General features: G+C 66.0%; 8 protein-coding genes. 3 read left to right on the forward strand and 5 right to left on the reverse strand.

Features of this window, described 5'->3' with window-relative positions; all coding sequences use genetic code 11:
* Positions 1-71: 71 nt before the first annotated feature.
* Positions 72-1997, forward strand: coding sequence for an ATP-binding protein (locus VD964_RS05205; RefSeq protein WP_324866261.1), 1926 nt, complete (start codon positions 72-74; stop codon positions 1995-1997).
* A gap of 264 nt (positions 1998-2261) precedes the next feature.
* Entirely contained in the window at positions 2262-3290 is a 1029-nt protein-coding gene (locus tag VD964_RS05210; protein WP_324866263.1) for a serine hydrolase domain-containing protein, read from the forward strand.
* An 18-nt stretch (positions 3291-3308) separates the two neighbouring features.
* Here VD964_RS05210 and VD964_RS05215 read toward each other — a convergent pair whose 3' ends face one another.
* The 5 genes from VD964_RS05215 to VD964_RS05235 all read right to left on the reverse strand — a co-directional run bounded on the left by VD964_RS05215 (position 3309) and on the right by VD964_RS05235 (position 14293).
* Positions 3309-6494, reverse strand: coding sequence for an efflux RND transporter permease subunit (locus tag VD964_RS05215; protein ID WP_324866266.1), 3186 nt, complete (start codon positions 6492-6494; stop codon positions 3309-3311).
* A gap of 24 nt (positions 6495-6518) precedes the next feature.
* Positions 6519-7703, reverse strand: a complete 1185-nt coding sequence (locus tag VD964_RS05220; protein WP_324866268.1) for an efflux RND transporter periplasmic adaptor subunit — start codon at positions 7701-7703, stop codon at positions 6519-6521.
* Positions 7704-7733: 30 nt separating this feature from the next.
* On the reverse strand, positions 7734-8561 hold the full coding sequence (locus tag VD964_RS05225) for an alpha/beta hydrolase (RefSeq protein WP_324866270.1): 828 nt from the start codon (positions 8559-8561) through the stop codon (positions 7734-7736).
* A 212-nt stretch (positions 8562-8773) separates the two neighbouring features.
* Entirely contained in the window at positions 8774-10096 is a 1323-nt protein-coding gene (locus VD964_RS05230; RefSeq protein ID WP_324866272.1) for an HlyD family type I secretion periplasmic adaptor subunit, read from the reverse strand.
* Positions 10097-10156: 60 nt separating this feature from the next.
* Positions 10157-14293, reverse strand: coding sequence for a peptidase domain-containing ABC transporter (locus tag VD964_RS05235; protein ID WP_324866274.1), 4137 nt, complete (start codon positions 14291-14293; stop codon positions 10157-10159).
* Between the two features lie 341 nt (positions 14294-14634).
* Between VD964_RS05235 and VD964_RS05240 the strand changes: the two genes are divergently transcribed.
* Positions 14635-18684, forward strand: a 4050-nt coding sequence (locus tag VD964_RS05240) for a beta strand repeat-containing protein (protein ID WP_414637094.1), incomplete at its 3' end; no start/stop codon positions are given.

The following is an 18684-nucleotide window of genomic DNA, read 5'->3' on the forward strand; positions in this document are numbered from 1 at the left end:
ACAAACCCTACTCGGAGCCGTATGCATGTGGTATCACTGTATCTGGAAATGTAATTAATCTCAGGGTTGTCATGGCGCGATCTGTTGATATTTCTTCACATCCTCCCCTTGTGCGTAGGATACAGATAAAGTATTTCCGATCTATTTTTGACGTCAAAATGGATCCCGTTGGGCATTTCACAGTCATAACGGGTGGAAATGACGCTGGTAAATCAAATATTCTTCGTGCTCTAAATCTATTCTTTAATGGGAAAACTGATTGGCTAGATCATTTTATTTTCGAAAAAGATTTTTCAACTCGCCGCCGCGAGGAGGTGAGACGTGATAGCATCAAAGGGAAACAGTTTATACAGATTGCCGTTACTTTCAATCGAGGTGGAAGCTTTGAGAATACGCTTCCTCCAATGTTTACTGTTACGCGTACTTGGTTCCGAGATCAGGAAGATCCAAAGCAAACTGACGATCTAAAGAACCAGTTTGCCAGGATAAAAGACAGAGATTTCAAAGAAGGATATGCAGCGCGTAGCCTGAGCATGTTTTTGAATAGCATTCAATATGTGTATGTCCCTGCGGTCAAAGATAGAGATGTGTTCAAGGTTGTGCTTAAATATCTTCAATCATCCATTTTTGAATTAGGCGAAAAAGATGGGGGAGATTTTATAGGAGAGGTTGGGAAATTTAACGAGCAGCTTTCTAAGACTGCAAGAATGTTGCAAGAAGATTTTGAGAACTCTACCGGTGTTTCTGCTCGCATATCCCTTCCCGAGAATTTTGCTGAGCTTTTTCAGGCCTTAAGAATTCGTACAGCGGCTACCGCAGGTGGCGAGCCTGTTATCGATATAGATGCGCGTGGTGACGGTATACGACTACGCCTTATTCCTACTATACTTAACTATATTTCGGAGAGATCAACTAAGAGGTTCATGTGGGGATTTGAAGAGCCGGAAAATTCGATGGAGTATAAGCGCGCTGCCGAGCTGTTTGAGCGATTTGCTAGCGCATATTCAAGGAAGTCTCAAGTAATTATAACAACTCATAGCCCCGCTTTCATATCGCTCTCGGATGAGAGATGTGAATTTTATCGTGCAAAAGCCGGAGATGGGGGAACAAGTGTTTACTATATTAATAAAAAGAACCTTAGGCTGGATGACGACATTGATCTTGCGGAAGAGCTTGGCCATTTAAAAATGCAATCTACGCTTCATGATATTCTGAAGAAAAAATTGCATGATGCCGAGGTTATGAATGATAAACTGAAAGAGCTAGCTAAGAAGATTAGGGACGAAATACGTCCCGTCGTGCTTACCGAAGGTAAGACGGACGCTATGATCATCAAGTTTGCTTGGAATAAACTTTATCAAGAAGATGCTCCCTTCGCATTGATGGCCTGCGATACGCATCCGCCAGGAGAAGGTGGCGGTGGCGCTGGTGCAAATACTTTAAGTAAACACCTCTGTTCTGTTCTCCCTGGTGGGAGAAAAACTATTGGTATATTTGATAATGACATTGAGGGGCAAAAAGCATTTTTGCTTGATAATAACTTTTCTTCTCCGCGCAATGAATCCTGGTTTAAGAAACATCGTAATGGCAAGGCTTTCGCCATTATTCTTCCTGCTCCTGCTGGGAAAGAAGAATATGTTCAAGCAAAGAACTTGCCTATAGAGTTCCTGTTTGATGAGCAGTTTTTAAATATGCGCGTAAACGAGCATGGGCTTGAGATGAGGTATAAAACCGCTCCTGCAATATCAAATGGAGTTGTTATAGGCCAATATGTATCGGAAGAGAAGTGGCACAGGGAGATTATAAAGAACTCAAAAGTTGGATTTGCCGAACATGTAGTTCCAACATTTCCTGTGCACGCCTTTGAGCCATTCCGTCAGCTTTTTGACAAAATCAAAGAGATATTGGATATTGATGGCCAGTTATCAGAAAAAGTGAGCCATTCTCAAGATAATGGAGCAGAAGAGATTGTTCTTCCAATAGAAATTATTGCGTAAGATATGTGTGTAAAATGAGCGCAAGCATTGCAAAAATTTTCTTTTCAATAAGGAGATATGCTGCGTCAGCTGCGTGATATGGCCGTCAGCTCTTGTCCGCGTATAGTTGTATGGCATTGGGTCTGATTTCAAACTCATTCTATGGCGTGCTTCTCTCATCTTGCGTGGGTAGGGAACAGGAGTATGAAGGATAGACCGAGTGAAACGGATGCCCCATCATCTTGGGCTACGTGTTTACTGACGCTGAGGTTTGCCCTGGCCGCGGTGCTCCTGCTGGGCTCCGCGGCCCCGTCCGCCCACGCCGCCGACCGCCTGCAGCGCCTCCTCGACCGCTTCATCGCCGAGGAGGAACTCGACGGCGGCGTCCTGCTGGTGTCCGGCCCCGACCTCCGGCGTGTCGTCGTCTCCGGCATCGCCGACCGGCGGGGGGAGCGGCCGGTGACGGAGGAGACGCGCTTCTACGTCGCTTCCGTGGGCAAGATGGCGACCGCCGCCGCCGTGATGCAGCAGGTGGAGGAGGGGCTGCTCTCGCTCGACCGGCCGGTGCGGGAACTGGCTCCGGACCTGCCGCTGGGTAAGGTCGCCAATGCCAACCGGGCGCGGCTGGTCCATCTGCTCGACCACAGCTCGGGCATTCCCGATTACATCACCGATGCCTATGAAGAGGACGAGGCGGCCAAGCCGGAACGGCTGCCGCGCAGCGGCGCGCTGCTCGCCTATGCGGCGGGGGAGGAGGCGACCGGGCCGGTCGGCGGGCATTACGAGTATTCCAACAGCAACTATGTCCTGCTCCGCCACATCGCGGCGTTGCGGGACGGGGTTCCCTTCGCGCAGGTGCTGCGGAGCCGGGTGCTGGAGCGGGCCGGGATGGGCTCGACCACCGTGGGCGCAGATCCGCGCGACCGCAGCCTTGCCCATGGCTATACCGAGGAGGGCGACGTCAGCCGTCGGTCCTGGGCGGCGACCACCGGCGACGGGCCGCTGGTCACCACCGCCGGCGATCTGGAACGCTTCGTCTTCGCCCTGTTCCGCGACAACCGCTTGCTGAAACCCGAGACGGTCCGGCGAATGATGACCCCGTCCGAGAACGAGGAGGGGCAGGGGCTGGGCGTCGCGCTGTCGAAGGACCGCTGGGGGCGTAGCGTCGGCCATGACGGCCGCTATGACGGGTTCGAGGCCGATGTCCGCTATTACCCCGGCCGCCGCACCGCGCTGATCTTCCTGACGAACGGAAACCAGCAGAGCGACGAGGCCCTGCTGGATGCCGTGGCGGAAGAAGTCTTCAGACGGTAAGCGGCCAATGTCGAGCGGTCAGTGGTGCGTCACCGCTCCCGCCGGGGTGGAGGGGATGTCCGCCGACCGCTCCGCCTTCGCGCCGGCCAGCCGGCGCAGCAGGACGTAGAAGACCGGGGTCAGCACCAGACCGAACAGGGTGACGCCGATCATGCCGGCGAACACCGCCACACCCATGGCGTGCCGCATCTCCGACCCGGCGCCGGTGGAGGTCACCAGCGGCACCACGCCCATGATGAAGGCGATGGAGGTCATCAGGATCGGGCGCAGGCGCAGGCGGCTGGCCTCGATGGCGGCCTGGACGGTGCTGCGGCCCTGCTCCTCCAGTTCGCGGGCGAACTCCACGATCAGGATGGCGTTCTTGGCGGACAGGCCGACCAGGACCATGAAACCGATCTGGGTGAAGATGTTGTTGTCGCCGCCGGTGATCCACACGCCGGCCAGCGCCGACATCAGGCTCATCGGCACGATCATCAGGATCGCCAGCGGCAGGGTCAGGCTCTCGTACTGCGCCGCCAGCACCAGGAAGACCAGGAGGATGCTGATCGGGAACACCCATAGCGCGGAGTTGCCGGCCAGGATCTGCTGATAGGTCAGGTCGGTCCACTCGAACCGCACGCCGCGTGGCAGCGTCTCCGCCGCGATGCGCTCGGCCGCCGCCTGCGCCTGACCGGAGGAGAAGCCGGGCGCCGGCCCGCCGTTGATGTCGGCGGCGGTGTAGCCGTTGTAGCGCACCACCATCTCCGGCCCGTAGCTGGGCGACACCCGGACCAGCGAGGACAGCGGAACCATGTCGCCGCGGTCGTTGCGGGTCTTCAACAGGCCGATGTCGCCGGACTCCGCCCGGAAGGGCGCGTCCGCCTGCACCCGGACCTGGTAGACGCGGCCGAAGCTGTTGAAATCGTTGACGTAGAGCGAGCCAAGATAAATCTGCATGGTGTCGAACACCTCGCCGACCGCCACGCCCTGCTGCTTGGCCTTCACCCGGTCGAGATCGACGTCCAACTGAGGCACGTTGATCTGGTAGCTGGAGAAGGTCGGCCCCAGCTCCGGCGTCTGCATCGCCTTGGTGACGAAGGCGTTGACCGCCGCGTTCAGCGCCTCGTAACCCAGCGCGCCGCGGTCCTCCAGCTGCATCTTGAAGCCGCCCAACGTGCCGAGGCCCATCACCGGCGGCGGCGGGAAGATGGCGACGAAGGCCTCCTTCAGGCCGGCATAGCGTTTCTGCAGGTCGGCGGCGATGGCGTTGGCCGAAAGGCTGGCGTCGCCGCGCTCGGCGAAGGGCTTCAGCGTGACGAAGACGATGCCGGCGCTGGAGCTGTTGGTGAAGCCGTTGACCGACAGGCCGGGGAAGGCGACGGCGCTCTGCACGCCGGGGCGCTTCAGCGCGATGTCGGTCATCTCGCGGATCACCGCCTCCGTGCGGTCGAGCGAGGCGCCGTTGGGAAGCTGGGCGAAGCTGATCAGGTATTCCTTGTCCTGGGCCGGGACGAAGCCCATCGGCACCGCGCGGCCCAGTAGCACGGTGGCGCCCAGCAGCAGCACATAGACCATCATCATCATGCCCTTGTGCCGCACCACCCCGCCGACGCCGCGGCCGTAGCCGGTGGACGCGCGGTGGAACACCCGGTTGAACAGGCGGAAGAAGCCGCCGAACACCCGGTTCATGGCGCGGGTCAGCCAGTCCTGCGGCTGGTCATGGCCGCGCAGCAGCACCGCTGACAGGGCGGGCGACAGGGTCAGCGAGTTGAAGGCGGAGATGACGGTGGAGATCGCGATGGTCATCGCGAACTGCTTGTAGAACTCGCCGGACAGGCCGGTCATGGCGGCCAGCGGCACGAAGACGGCGACCAGCGTCAGCGCGATGGCGATGATCGGCCCGCTGACCTCCTGCATCGCCTTGTAGGTGGCTTCCTTGGCCGACAGGCCGGACTCGATGTTGCGCTCGACGTTCTCGACCACGACGATGGCGTCATCCACCACGATGCCGATGGCCAGCACCATGCCGAACAGCGACAGCGCGTTGATCGAGTAACCCAGCAGAAGCATGAGGGAGAAGGTGCCGACGATCGACACCGGCACGGCCAGCAGCGGGATGATCGACGCCCGCCAGGTCTGCAGGAAGATGATCACCACCAGAACCACCAGGGCGACGGCCTCCAGCAGGGTGTGGATCACCGCCTCGATGCTCGACCGCACGAACTGGGTGGGGTCGTAGACGATGCTGAAATCGACGCCGTCGGGCATGTCGGCCTTCAGCTCCGCCATCGTGGCCCGGACATTGTCTGCGATGCTCAGCGCGTTGGCGCCCGGCGCCTGGTTGATGCCCAGCGCCACCGCCGACTTGTTGTCCAGCAGCGACCGCAGGCCGTACTGCGAGGCCGCCAGTTCCACCCGCGCCACGTCGCGCAGATAGGTGACGCCGCCGTCCTTGCCGATCTTCAGGACGATGTTGGCGAACTCGTCCACCGTCTTCAGGCGGCCCTGCGCGTTGATCGACAGCTGCAGCGGCGTGGTCGGCAGGCTGGGCGAGGCGCCGATGACGCCGGCCGCGACCTGGACATTCTGCTCGCGGATCGCCGCCACCACGTCGGACGCGGTCAGGCCGCGCTCAGCCACCTTGTTGGGGTCGAGCCAGACGCGCATGGAATAGTCGCCGGCACCCCAGACCTGCACCTCGCCGACGCCCTGGATGCGGCTGATCCGGTCCTTGACGTTCAGGATGGCGTAGTTGCGCAGGTAGGTCATGTCATAGCGGTCGTTGGGCGACAGCAGATGCACGACCATGGTCAGCGTCGGCGAGCTCTTCACCGTCGTCACGCCCAGCCGCTGCACATCCTCCGGCAGGCGGGGCAGGGCTTGGGAAACGCGGTTCTGCACCAGCTGCTGCGCCTTGTCCGGATCGGTGCCGAGCCGGAAGGTGACGGTCAGCGCCATGTTGCCGTCGCTGTTGGCCTGCGACTGCATGTACAGCATGTTCTCGACGCCGTTGATCTGCTCCTCCAGCGGCGCGGCGACGGTCTCGGCGATGACCTTGGGGTTGGCGCCCGGATATTGCGCCCGGACGACGACGGAGGGCGGGACCACCTCCGGGTATTCGGAAATCGGCAGCTGGAACAGCGAGATCGCACCCGCCAGGAACAGCGCCACGGACAGGACCCCCGCGAAGATCGGGCGGTCGATGAAGAATTTCGAGATGTTCATGACGGCTCTCCCGGCGGGCGAGGATCATTGCGCCGTGGATGCGGTGCGGATGGGGTCCGGCGTGCCGTTCATCGCGACCGTGCGCGGGCTGACGCGGCTGCCGGGGCGGGCATGCTGCAGGCCGTTGACGACGATGCGCTCGCCGGGCTCCAGCCCGCTCTTCACCACCCGCAGGCCGGCCTGTTGGGCGCCGGGGACGATGGCGCGGTAGGTGACGGTGCCGTCCTCCGCCACCACCAGGACGAACTTCTTGTCCTGGTCGGTGCCGATGGCGCGGTCCTCCACCATCAGCGCGTCATGCGGCTGGCTGCCGCCGACCTTGATGCGGGCATAGAGGCCGGGGACCAGCAGCCCGTCGGCATTGTCGAAGCGGGCGCGCACGCGGATGGTGCCGGACGCCGCGTCCATGCGGTTGTCGACATGCTCGACCGCGCCGTCGCGGGAATAGCCGGCCTCGTTGGCGAGACCCAGCTGCACCGGCACGCCGGATGCGTCCTTCACCCCGGCGATGTGGGTGAGGTAGGTCTGCTCATCCACGTCGAAGGAGGCGTAGATCGGCGAGACCGAGACCAGCGTGGTCAGCGGCGCCGCCGCGGCGCCTGCCGCCACCACGTTGCCCACCGTCACCTCGGCGCGCGACACGCGGCCGGAGACCGGGGCGCGGACCTGGCTGTGCTCCAGATCGATGCGGGCGATCTCCAGCGCCGCCTGGGCCGCCTTCAGGTTGGCGGCGGCGGAGCGGGCCTCGTTCTCCTTGCTCTCCAGAGACTGGCGGGAAATGGTGTCGTCGCGGACCAGCCGTTGGGCGCGCTCCAGGTCCGCCGCGGTGAAGCGGACGCGGGCCTGTGCGGCGGCGACCTGCGCCTCCTGCCGGGCGACCTCCGCCGCGAAGGGGCGGGGATCGATGGTGAACAGCACGTCGCCCTGGCGAACCAGCGCGCCGTTGCGGAAATGCACGGCGGTGATGGCGCCGGCCACCTGGGGACGGACCTCCACCCGGTCCACCGCTTCCAGCCGGCCGGAATAGGACTGCCAGTCGGTGATCTTGCGGACCACGACGGGGGCGACATCCACCTCCGGCGGGGGCGGTGCCGCTGCCGCCGTCTGCGGGGCGTCGGCGTGGCCCTGGCTGACGACGATGCCGGCGGCGCCCGCCGCGGCGACCCCGGCGATCAGGAGAAGGGCGAGCTTGGAGCGTGACTTGGTCATGAGATCTGTCTCCGGATGGGGAGGAAAATGTCAGGCGCGCGCGGCGGGCAGCCGGCGGCGCAGGAAGTCGGTGACGGCCTGCAGGGCCGGCCGGTGGCCGGGCAGGGCGTCGTGGGAGATGGCGGGAAAGCGGGTGACCTCGGTCGGCACGCCGGCGGCGATTAGGCCGGCGGCATATTGCTCGGCCTCGGTGCGCAGCATGTCGTTCTGGGCAGTGACGATCAGGGCCGGCGGCAGCCCGCCCAGCCGGCGCGATTCCAGCGGCGCGGCATAGGGGTGCAGCCGTTGCGCCGCCTCGGGCAGATAGGCTCGGTAGCAGCGGGCGCAATCGGCGATGGTGCTGTCGAGCAGGCGGGCCGTTGTGTCGGCCTTCCCGTCGGCATCGCCGATGCCGCCGCGGCTGGCCCGCGTCAGGCTGGGGTCCAGCATCGGGCCGAGCAGCGCCTGCGCCGCAAGGCTAACCCCGCCCAGGTCGCGGGCCAGGAAAGTCAGGGAGGCGGCGACATGGCCGCCGGCATCATAGCCGACGACGCCAAGCCCGCCGTGGGCGACGCCCAGGGACGGCGCCGCGTCGGCGGTCCACAGCGCCGCGCGGTAGGCATCCTGCGCGGCGGTCGGGAAGGGGTGGGCGGGGGCCAGGGAATAGCCGACCGACACCACCAGCGCCGGGGTTTCGGCGGCGATGGCCGCCGCCGTCTCCTCCGCCTCCTCCAGAGAGCCGGAGGTGAAGCCGCCGCCATGCAGATAGAGCAGTGCCGGGACCGCGAGCCCGATCAGCGGCCGGTAGAGCCGCAGCCGGATATCCTGGGCATGGCCGGCGATGGTCCGGTCATCGACCGCGAAGGGGCAGGGCGCCATGCCCTGTGCCCCGCCGCGCTCCGTGCCCGTCCCGTGTGTCCTCGTCGACCGTCCCATCGCCATCCGGTGCCGTGGCACCCCTCCCGCATTGCACTGCGGTGGAGTGTGGCTCCCATAGGCGTACGAATAAATACCGGGTCAGCGGCAACACAATTCGGCTGGGATGAACAATCGCCGGCCACTTGTCGGGCGTGGCCGGCGTAGGGCGGTCCTCACCGCTCGTTGAAGCTGTCGGACAGGGCGAAATAGATCGGCTTCAGCAGATATTCCAGCAGCGACCGCTCGCCGGTGGTCATCTCCACCTGGGTGGTCATGCCGGGCAGAACCGGGTGCCGGACGTCGTCGCGGCCGACATGGTTGCGGCTGAGCGCGATGACCGCCTTGTAATAGGGGCGGTGCTGTTCGTCCAGGAAGGTGGAGGCCGAGATGCGCAGCAGCTTGCCGGTGATGGCGCCATAGCGGGCGAAGTCGTAGGTCAGCACCTTGACCGTCGCCTCCTGCCCAACGTGGAGGTGGCCGACGTCGCGCGGGGTGACATGGGCCTCCACCGTCATCTCATGATCGACCGGGACGATCTGCATCAGGACGCCGCCCTCCGGCACCACGGCGCCGATGGTGTTGACGCGCAGGTCCTGCACCAGCCCGCGCACCGGCGACAGCACGGTCAGCCGCTGGGAACGGTCGTCCAGCTTGGCGCGGGCCTCGCGCAGCTGGGCGATCTCGGCGGTGACGGTGCCCATCTCGTTCACCGCGTCCTGCGCCAGCTTGGCCGTCTGGTCGAGGATGCGGTTGCCCGCTTCGGTGATCGCCTGGTGCGTGGCGATGATCTGCCCCTCGATCCGCCGCTGCTCTCCCATCAGGCGGGACTGCTCGCGCTGGGTCTCCAGCGACTGCAGCTTCGACGACAGGCCCATCGATTCCAGCTTGTTGCGGATGTCGACCGATCCCGTGATGAAGGTGATCTGGTCCTTGATGCTGGCGAGCTGGCCTTCATACAGCGCCAGCTCCGCCTCGCGCTGGGAGACCTGGGCGCGCAGCACGGCGATGGCGGTGTCGCGGGCCTGGCGCTGGGTGTCGTAGATCAGGCGCTGGTCGGCGATCTGTGCGTCCGTCTGCGGCGTATCGGTGCCGGCGACGCGCACGAAATCAGGCTCCCGCCCGGCGGCGAAGGCGCGCAGCCGCTCCGCCCGCAGTTCCAGCGTCAGCAGGCGGGCGTTCATCTGCTCCCGCTCCGCCTGGACCTGCTTGGGATCGAAGACGATCAGGGGCTGGCCGGCCTCCACCAGATCGGTTTCCTTGACCAGGATGGTGGACACGATGCCGCCTTCCAGATGCTGGACCACCTGGGCGTTGCCGGACGGCACCACCTGCCCCGCGGTGACGACGGCCTCCTTCACCGGCATCAGCGTGGCCCAGGCCAGCAGCGCCGCCATCAGCAGGACCAGCACGAGGATGGTGGCGCGGACCAGCGACAGCGTCGCATCGTCGGCGCTGAGCGATTTGCCGGTGGGGCGGGCGAGGTCTGAAGCGGCCATCTTGCGGTTCACACAGGATCGGAGAGGATTGGGGATCGGAGAGGAAGGGGGGAAGGCGGATCAGCGCTGAGGGTTGGCGGCGACGCCGGGCGGGCGTTGCAGCCCGATCCCGCCCAGCAGCGCTCCGGCGATGCCGTTGGCGACGCTGTTGCCGCCGCCGGCCGGACCACCCGCCGGACCGGCGCCGGGACCCGTCCCCGGACCGATGGGGCGGGGGCCGGGGAGGCCGCCGGCCGGGCTGGCGGGAGCGATCATGCCGGCATCCATGGTCAGCACCGTGTCGGCCAGCGTCAGGTGGCTCGGCCGGTGGGTGACCAGGAAGATGGTGCTGTGCCCGCGCAACGCCGAAAGCGCCGCATGCAGGGCCTTGTCGCCGTCGAAGTCCAGCCGGCTGGCCGGTTCGTCGAGCAGCAGGATGCGCGGCCGGCGGATATAGGCGCGGGCCAGACAGATTTTCTGCGTCAGGCTTGGTGACAGGCGCAGCGACTGATTGTCGCCGATGCGGGTGTCCAGGCCGCGCGGCAGCGCTTCCACCTCGTCCAGGGCGCCCGCAAGCGACAGCGCCCAGCGCAGTTCGGAATCTCCGGCGGTCTGGTCGGCGAAGCGGAGGTTCTGCGCGATGGTGCCGTAGAACAGGGTGCTGGCCTGCGGGACATAGCCGACCGACTTGCGCAGGTCGATCGGGTCCATCTGGCGGATGTCGACGCCGTCGATACGAACGTTGCCGGCCTGCGGCGCGTAGAGCCCCAGCATCACCTTCAGCAGCGACGACTTGCCGGCGCCGTCCGGTCCGACGATGGCGACGATCTGTCCCGGCTTGACGGTGAAGGACACGCCGACCAGTGCCGGATCGGCATCGTTCCGGTAGCGCAACGAGACGCGGGAGAAGGACACCTCGCCCTTCAGCTTGCGGGGCTGCAGGGTGGCGCAACGCGGCTCGCGCTCCGGCCGGATGCTCATCAGACCGTTGATCTGGCGGGCGTTCGCACGCAGCTGCTCGATGCGCGGCAGCATGGAGACGGCGGTCTGCAGCGGCACCATCACCCGCCACAGCAGCATCATCGATGCCATCAGCGCGCCCGGCGTCATTGCGCCGGTGAAGACCTGGAGCGCGCCGACGCCGACGGTGGCCAATCCTGCGACCGGAACGACGAGGCCGGCCAGCGCCGCATGGGTGGCCGACAGGTTGGCGGCGGTGTGGCCCGATCGTGCCGTGCGGGCGGACAGGCGGTCGTAGCGGTCGCGCCAATGGGCCAGCCCGCCGATAGCGCGCAGCGCCGGCATCTTGGCGACCATCTCCACGAAGAACTCCTGCCGCTCGGTGTCGGCGCGGGCGGTGGTCCCGGTGCGGGCGCGCACCAGCGGGTGGACGGCGCCGCCGATGGCGGCGGTGATCAGCACGGCGCCCAGCGGCACCAGTGCCAGCGGCCCGCCCAGAACCGCCATCACGCCCAGGTAGAACAGGGCGAAGGGCACGTCGAACAACGCCGCCACCTGTCCCTGGCTGATGAAGTCGCGGATCGATTCCAGATCCTTCACCCGGGCTATCTGCGTGCCGATGGCGGCGCGCTCGCTCATGCCCACCGGCAGCATGAGGATGCGGTCGATGGTGGCGTTGCTGATGGTCCGGGCGATGCGCGATCCGGCATGGGCCAGCGCCCGGCCGCGGATCTGGCGCAGGGCGAAATCGCCGCCGATCACCAGCGCCGCACCCACGGCAATGGTGGCGAGCGTGTCGAAGGAGCCGGTGGCGATCACCTTGTCGTAGATCGCCATGGTGAACAGAGGCGCGGCGACCGACAGCAGGTTGATGACGGCGCTAAGCCCCAGCACAGCCCACAGCAGCGGCACATAGCCGTGGATGACCGTGCCGACCCAGTTCTGCGTCCCGGCGCCGGCCGTGGTCTCCAGCGCGGTGAAGGCATAGGCGGTGCCCTTGCCGTAATTCAGCGTCACCGTCTCGCGCGACTGGCCGCTGAAGGCGACGACTCCGTCGGCATCGGCGGACAGCAGCGTGTAGACGCCGCCGTCGCGGCTGCGGAACAGGCAGGGCATCAGGGACGAATCGGGCCGCGCGAGGTCGATGCGAAGGCTGCGCCCCTCGAAATGCAGGCGCTGGAGGACGTCGCACAGCTCCTCGACCGTCTGAACCTCGGAGAAGTGGGGGAGCGCCTCCGCCAGGGTCTGCGGGGCGCCACGCCAGCCGAGCGCATCCAGCAGCGGCACCATGCAGGCACCCACAGCCGACGCTTCCGACAGGCGGCGGCGCAGGATGTCGGCGTCGTCATGGGCGGTGCGGATGGGTTCGGCATCCGGCGCGGCGGACCCGCCGGCCGGCAGCGTGCCGGAATTGGAGGCCCCCGGATTGGAGGAGACGAGGGCGGGCTGGGCGCCTGTGGCTTCACCGCCGGACGGGCCGCGGCTGACCGCATGGCCGTCGACGATCTGCACCACCCGGTCGGCCAGCGTCAGCAGCGACGGGCGGCTGGTGACCAGCAGGATGGTGACGCTGCCCCGCAATTCCTCCAGCGCGCGGCGGAACAGCTTGTCGGATTCGGTGTCGAGGGAGGAGTTCGGCTCGTCCAGCAGCAGCACCGCCGGCTCGCGGACCAGCGCGCGGGCGAGGCAGATCATCTGGCGGGCGCCGCGCGGCAGCGCCTCCTGCGAGGCGTCGCCGACGATGGTCTCATAGCCCTGCGGCAGGCTGGCGATGCGGCGGTCGAGCCCGAGGCGCCGGCAGACCTCCATCGCCAGATCGGCCCGGCCGGGGTCGAACAGGGTCAGGTTCTGCAGGATGGTGCCTTTGAACAGCTCCGGATGCTCGCCGACATAAACGACGCCGCCGATGCCGATCATGGCGTCGGTCTCCGTCGTGCTGCGCACGCCCACCCGCACTTCGCCGGAATTCGGCCGCAGCACGCCCAGGATCAGGCGCAGCAGGGTCGTCTTGCCCGTCGAATTGGTCGCCACGACGCCCAGGAACTCGCCCGGTCCGACGGTCAGCGACAGGTCGGTCAGGATCTCCGGCCCGCGGTCGTAGGCGAAACGGACCTTGTCCATCTCGATCGTGCCGGGGACGAGCGGCTCCGTCACCGCGCCGGCGGTCCCGGTCCTATCCCCGGCCCGCGACGTGCCGCCGTCGGACCCGACCTCCAGCAGGACATGGCCGATGCGGCGCAGCGACAGCGACACCGACTGATAGCGCACCCAGCGGTCGAACAGGGACTGCACCGGCTGGACACAGCGCCCGGCCAGCATCGAGCAGGCGGTGAGCACGCCGGTCGTCATCATCCCGTCGATGACCGACACGCTGCCCAGGATGACCACCAGCATCATCGTCGCCTGCGACAGGGTGGTGGCGACGACGGAGGCCGAACCGCTCAGCCGGGCGACGTTGAAGTCCTCCTCGCTGCAGCCCTGCTGAAGGCGCTCGTGGCGGCGCAGCAGGCCGGCCTCCGCCCCCAGTCCCTTGACAGTGTGGACGCCGCTCAGCACCTCGCTGATGAAGTTCAGGCGGCGTTCCTCCAGCACATGGCGGTTCTCCAGCGCCCGGCGCATCCGCCGGCCCAGGACGGCGCCGACGACCAGGAACAGCGCCAGCACGCCCAGCGGGATCACGACCAGCCAGCCGGCCAGCAATGCGATCAGGCCCAGGTAGAGCGCGGCGAAGGGAATGTCGATGGCCGATTGCAGCGCTTGGCCCGAGTAGAACTCGCGCACCATCTTGATGGCGCGGTAGACCTCGAAATGGGTGCCGATCCCCTGCTGGGAGAAGGCGTTCAGCGGCATGTGCATCAGCCGGTCGATCAGCGACGCGCTCGACCGGTGTTCGATCCGGGCGCCCATCCAGGTGGTCAGCGCCGAGCGCGCCACCCGCAGGATCGCCTCCATCACCGCCGCCGCCCCGCAGCCGAGACCGAGCAGCAGCATGGTGCCGTAGGACTCGTTGGGCAGGATGCGGTCGTAGACGTGCAGCAGCGTCACCGGCAGCGCCAGCCCGAAGACGTTCAGCGCGAAGGAGGCCAGCACCAGCATCGCCCGGTCCCGGCGCGGCCCCAGCATGCCGGACAGCAGGCGGCGCGCGGCCTTCTCCGCCACCCTGTCGCGGGCGGCAGAGGACTTCGCCGATGCGGTCTTCGCCGATGCGGAAGCGGCGGACTGTTCGATGCGGGTGGTAGACGGGGATGCGGACTGCAAAACGACCAACCTGTGCACAGGGTTAACCGAGCAGACAATCAACAGCATAATTGCTAGTGATAGGTAAATCGACGAATAGCAACAAATGGCAACCGAGTGACGAAGCTTCCTGCGCTCAACCCTTTCGAAACTGCGCGAAAGAGGCGTTAAACCGTTATTTTTCAACGGTTTTCTGTTGTCCGTGTACCTATCAATGCAGGGGCGGCGGCGAGGGTGACGTCAGCCAAGCTGTTGAAAATCATCACAGGAAGTTTCTTATCACAAGCAACTAAGAGGGCTAGAACCTAGGGTCGTGACGAGTAGCGTGGCGCGATTTTGCACCCGACTTATGGAGCGGTCCGATGGCTGAGGAAGCGGTTCAGGGCAACACCCCGGCGGTCGACGACCGTCAGATCCTGGACGATCTGACCCTCCTGCAGCAGGTCGACGCCACCCGGCTGGGTGGCGTGATCCACGAGGCCAGTTCCGTGGAGCTTCAGCGCCCGGACGACACGCTCGGCTATGTCCAGACCGACTATCGCGGCGCCGAGGAACTGATGATCGGCGGAGTCGTGCAGACCGGCGAGGTGGTCGGCGAGTCGGTGGCGGTGGCGACCGATCAGGCGGCGGTGGCTGCCCTGCTGGCCGGCGACGTGCTGCGCACGGAAGGCACGCTGGGCTCCGGCCCACCCGGACCGGACGGGTCCGGATTTTCGACGGAGGAGCGCCGCGAAACGGTCGCCACGACGGTTGAGCGGGTGGACCTGCTGTCCAACGTGCGCACGACCACGGCCTTCACCGAACTGCCCGCCGCCCTGTCCGACATCCCGGTGCCGGAGACGCCCGACCAGGTGATCGATGACGGAGCCCTCCCCGACATCGCGGCGCCCGTTGGCCAGGATGCGGCGGAGACCACCGGCGACGATGCCGCCGCGACTCCGGCCCCGGTGTCCGACACGCCGAACCTGACGGTGAACGGCGTGTCCGGCGACGAAGACACGGCCATCGCCCTGAACATCGACGCCGCCCTGACCGACACCGGCGGGACGGAGGTGCTGAGCGTCACCCTGTCTGGCATTCCGGACGGAGCGGTCCTGCGCGACGCCTCCGGCACCATCCTGACGGTGGTGAACGGCACCATCCTGCTGACCTCCTCGCAGGTTCCCGGCCTGACCCTGACACCGCCGCCGAACAGCGGCGACAGCTTCACCCTGACCGTCACGGCGACCAGCACCGACGGCACCGCCGCCCCGACCAGCGTCACCGCCACCCTGCCGGTCACCGTAAATCCGGTGTCCGACACCCCGACGCTGAGCGTCGCCGCCACCACGGGGGCGGAAGACACGGCAATTCCGCTGACCATCAGCCCGGCCCTGACCGACACCGACGGGTCGGAGACGCTGACCATCACCCTGTCCGGCATTCCGGACGGGGCGGTGCTGCGCAATGCCGGCGGTGCGCTGGCGGTGGTAAACGGCACCGCAACCCTGACTCCGGCGCAGCTTGCCGGTCTGGCGATCACGCCGCCGAACAACAGCGATGCCGACTTCACCCTGACCGTCACGGCCACCGCCACCGACGGAACCGCCACCCCGGCCAGCACCAGCGCGCCCCTGCGCGTTACGGTCAATCCGGTGTCCGACACCCCGACGCTGAGCGTCGCCGCCACCACGGGGGCGGAAGACACGGCGATTCCGCTGACCATCGATCCGGCCTTGACCGATACGGACGGTTCGGAATCGCTGAGCATCACCATCAGCGGCATCCCGTCCGGCGCCAGCCTGCGCAACACGGCCGGCGATACGCTGACGATCAGCAACGGCACCATCACGCTGGCGCCCGGCCAACTGGCCGGATTGGCGATCACGCCTCCGCTGAACAGCGATGTCGACTTCACCCTGACCGTCACCGCCACCGCGCGGGATGGCGGAGCCGATCCCGCCAGCACCAGCGCGCCGCTGCTGGTCACGGTCAATCCGGTCACCGACACGCCGACCCTGACCGTCAGCGCTGCGACCGGCAACGAAGACACCGGCATTCCGCTGACGATCACCCCCGCCCTGACGGATTTGGACGGGTCGGAGGCGCTGACGATCACCATCAGCGGCATTCCGGCCGGCGCCAGCCTCAGCAACACCGCCGGCGACGCGCTGGTCATCGGCAACGGGTCGATCACCCTGACGCCGGCGCAGCTGGCCGGGCTGAAGATCACGCCGCCGCTCAACAGCGACGTCGATTTCGACCTGACGGTGACCGCCACCGCCAAGGACGGCGTCGCCGCCCCGGTCTCGATCGCCAAGACGCTGTCGGTGACCGTCAACCCCGTGTCCGACACTCCGACGCTGACGGTCCAGGCCGCTACGGGCAATGAAGACAGCGCCATCCCGCTGACGATCAGCCCGGCCCTGACCGACACCGACGGCACGGAGGTTCTGACCGTCACCATCGCCGGCATCCCGTCCGGCGCCACCCTCGCCAACGATCTGAACGGGGTGCTGACGGTCACCGGCGGCTCCATCACCCTGACGCCGGAGCAGCTCGCCGGGTTGAAGATCACGCCGCCGCTGAACAGCGACGTCGATTTCACCCTGACCGTCACCGCCACCGCAAAGGACGGGTCGGCTGTCGCAGCGACCAGGACCGAAGCGCTGCAGGTGACGGTGAACCCGGTGTCGGATACCCCGACGCTGAGCGTCACCGCCGCCACCGGCAACGAAGACACCGCCATCCCGCTGACGATCAATCCGGCCCTGACGGATACCGACGGGTCGGAGGCGCTGAGCGTCACCATCGCCGGTGTTCCGGCAGGGGCGATCCTCAGCGCCGGAACGTCCGTCACCCAGCCGGATGGCACCACCACCTGGACTCTGACTCCGGCCCAGCTGACCGGGCTGACCATCACGCCGCCGCTGAACAGCGACGTTGATTTCGACCTGACCGTCACGGCCATCGCCAAGGACGGCACGGCGACCGAGGCGACCAAGAGCGAGACGCTGCGCGTCACCGTCGACCCGGTCACCGACACGCCGACGCTGACCGTCAGCGCCGCGACGGGCAATGAAGACACGGCGATCCCGCTGACCATCAACCCGGCCCTGACCGACACCGATGGGTCGGAGGCGCTGAGCATCACCATCGCCGGTGTTCCTGCGGGAGCGACCCTCAGCGCCGGAACGTCCGTCACCCAGCCGGATGGCACCACCACCTGGACTCTGACTCCGGCCCAGTTGGCCGGGTTGACCATCACGCCGCCGTCGAACAGCGATGTCGACTTCACTCTGAACGTCACCGCCATCGCCAAGGACGGTGTCGCCACCGCCGTGCCGGTGAGCCGGACCCTGCGCGTCACCGTCGATCCCGTGTCCGACACTCCGACGCTGACGGTCCAGGCTGCGGCGGGCAACGAAGACAGCGCCATCCCGCTGACGATCAGCCCGGCCCTGACGGACACCGACGGGTCGGAGGCGCTGAGCATCACCATTGCCGGTGTTCCGGCGGGGGCGACCCTCAGCGCCGGAACGCCCATCACGCAGACGGACGGCACCACCACCTGGACTCTGACTCCGGCCCAGTTGACCGGGCTGACCATCACGCCGCCGCTGAACAGCGATGTCGATTTCGACCTGACCGTCACCGCCACCGCCAAGGACGGCACTGCCGTCGCCGCGACCAAGAGCGAGACTCTGCGCGTCACCGTCGATCCGGTCACCGACACGCCGACGCTGACCGTCAGCGCTGCGACGGGCAACGAAGACACCGGCATTCCACTGACGATCACCCCCGCCCTGACGGATTTGGACGGGTCGGAATCGCTGACGATCACCATCAGCGGCATTCCGGCCGGCGCCAGCCTCAGCAACACCGCTGGCGACGCGCTGGTCATCGGCAACGGGTCGATCACCCTGACGCCGGCGCAGCTGGCCGGGCTGAAGATCACGCCGCCGCTCAACAGCGATGTCGATTTCGACCTGACGGTGACCGCCACCGCCAAGGACGGCGTCGCCGCCCCGGTCTCGGTCGCTCAAACCCTGCGGGTCACCGTCAACGCCGTGACCGACATGCCGACGCTGGCGGTCCAGGCCGCTAGGGGCAATGAAGACAGCGCCATCCCGCTGACGATCAGCCCGGCCCTGACCGACACCGACGGGTCGGAGGCGCTGAGCGTCACCATCGCCGGTGTTCCGGCAGCGGCGACCCTCAGCGCCGGAACGCCCATCACGCAGACGGACGGCACCACCACCTGGACTCTGACTCCGGCCCAGCTGACCGGGCTGACCATCACGCCGCCTCTGAACAGCGATGTCGATTTCGACCTGACCGTCACCGCCATCGCCAAGGACGGCACTGCCGTCGCGGCGACCAAGAGCGAGACTCTGCGCGTCACCGTCGATCCGGTCACCGACACGCCGACG

Origin of the sequence: Azospirillum sp. (genome assembly GCF_035628975.1) — a bacterium.
GTDB lineage: Bacteria > Pseudomonadota > Alphaproteobacteria > Azospirillales > Azospirillaceae > Azospirillum.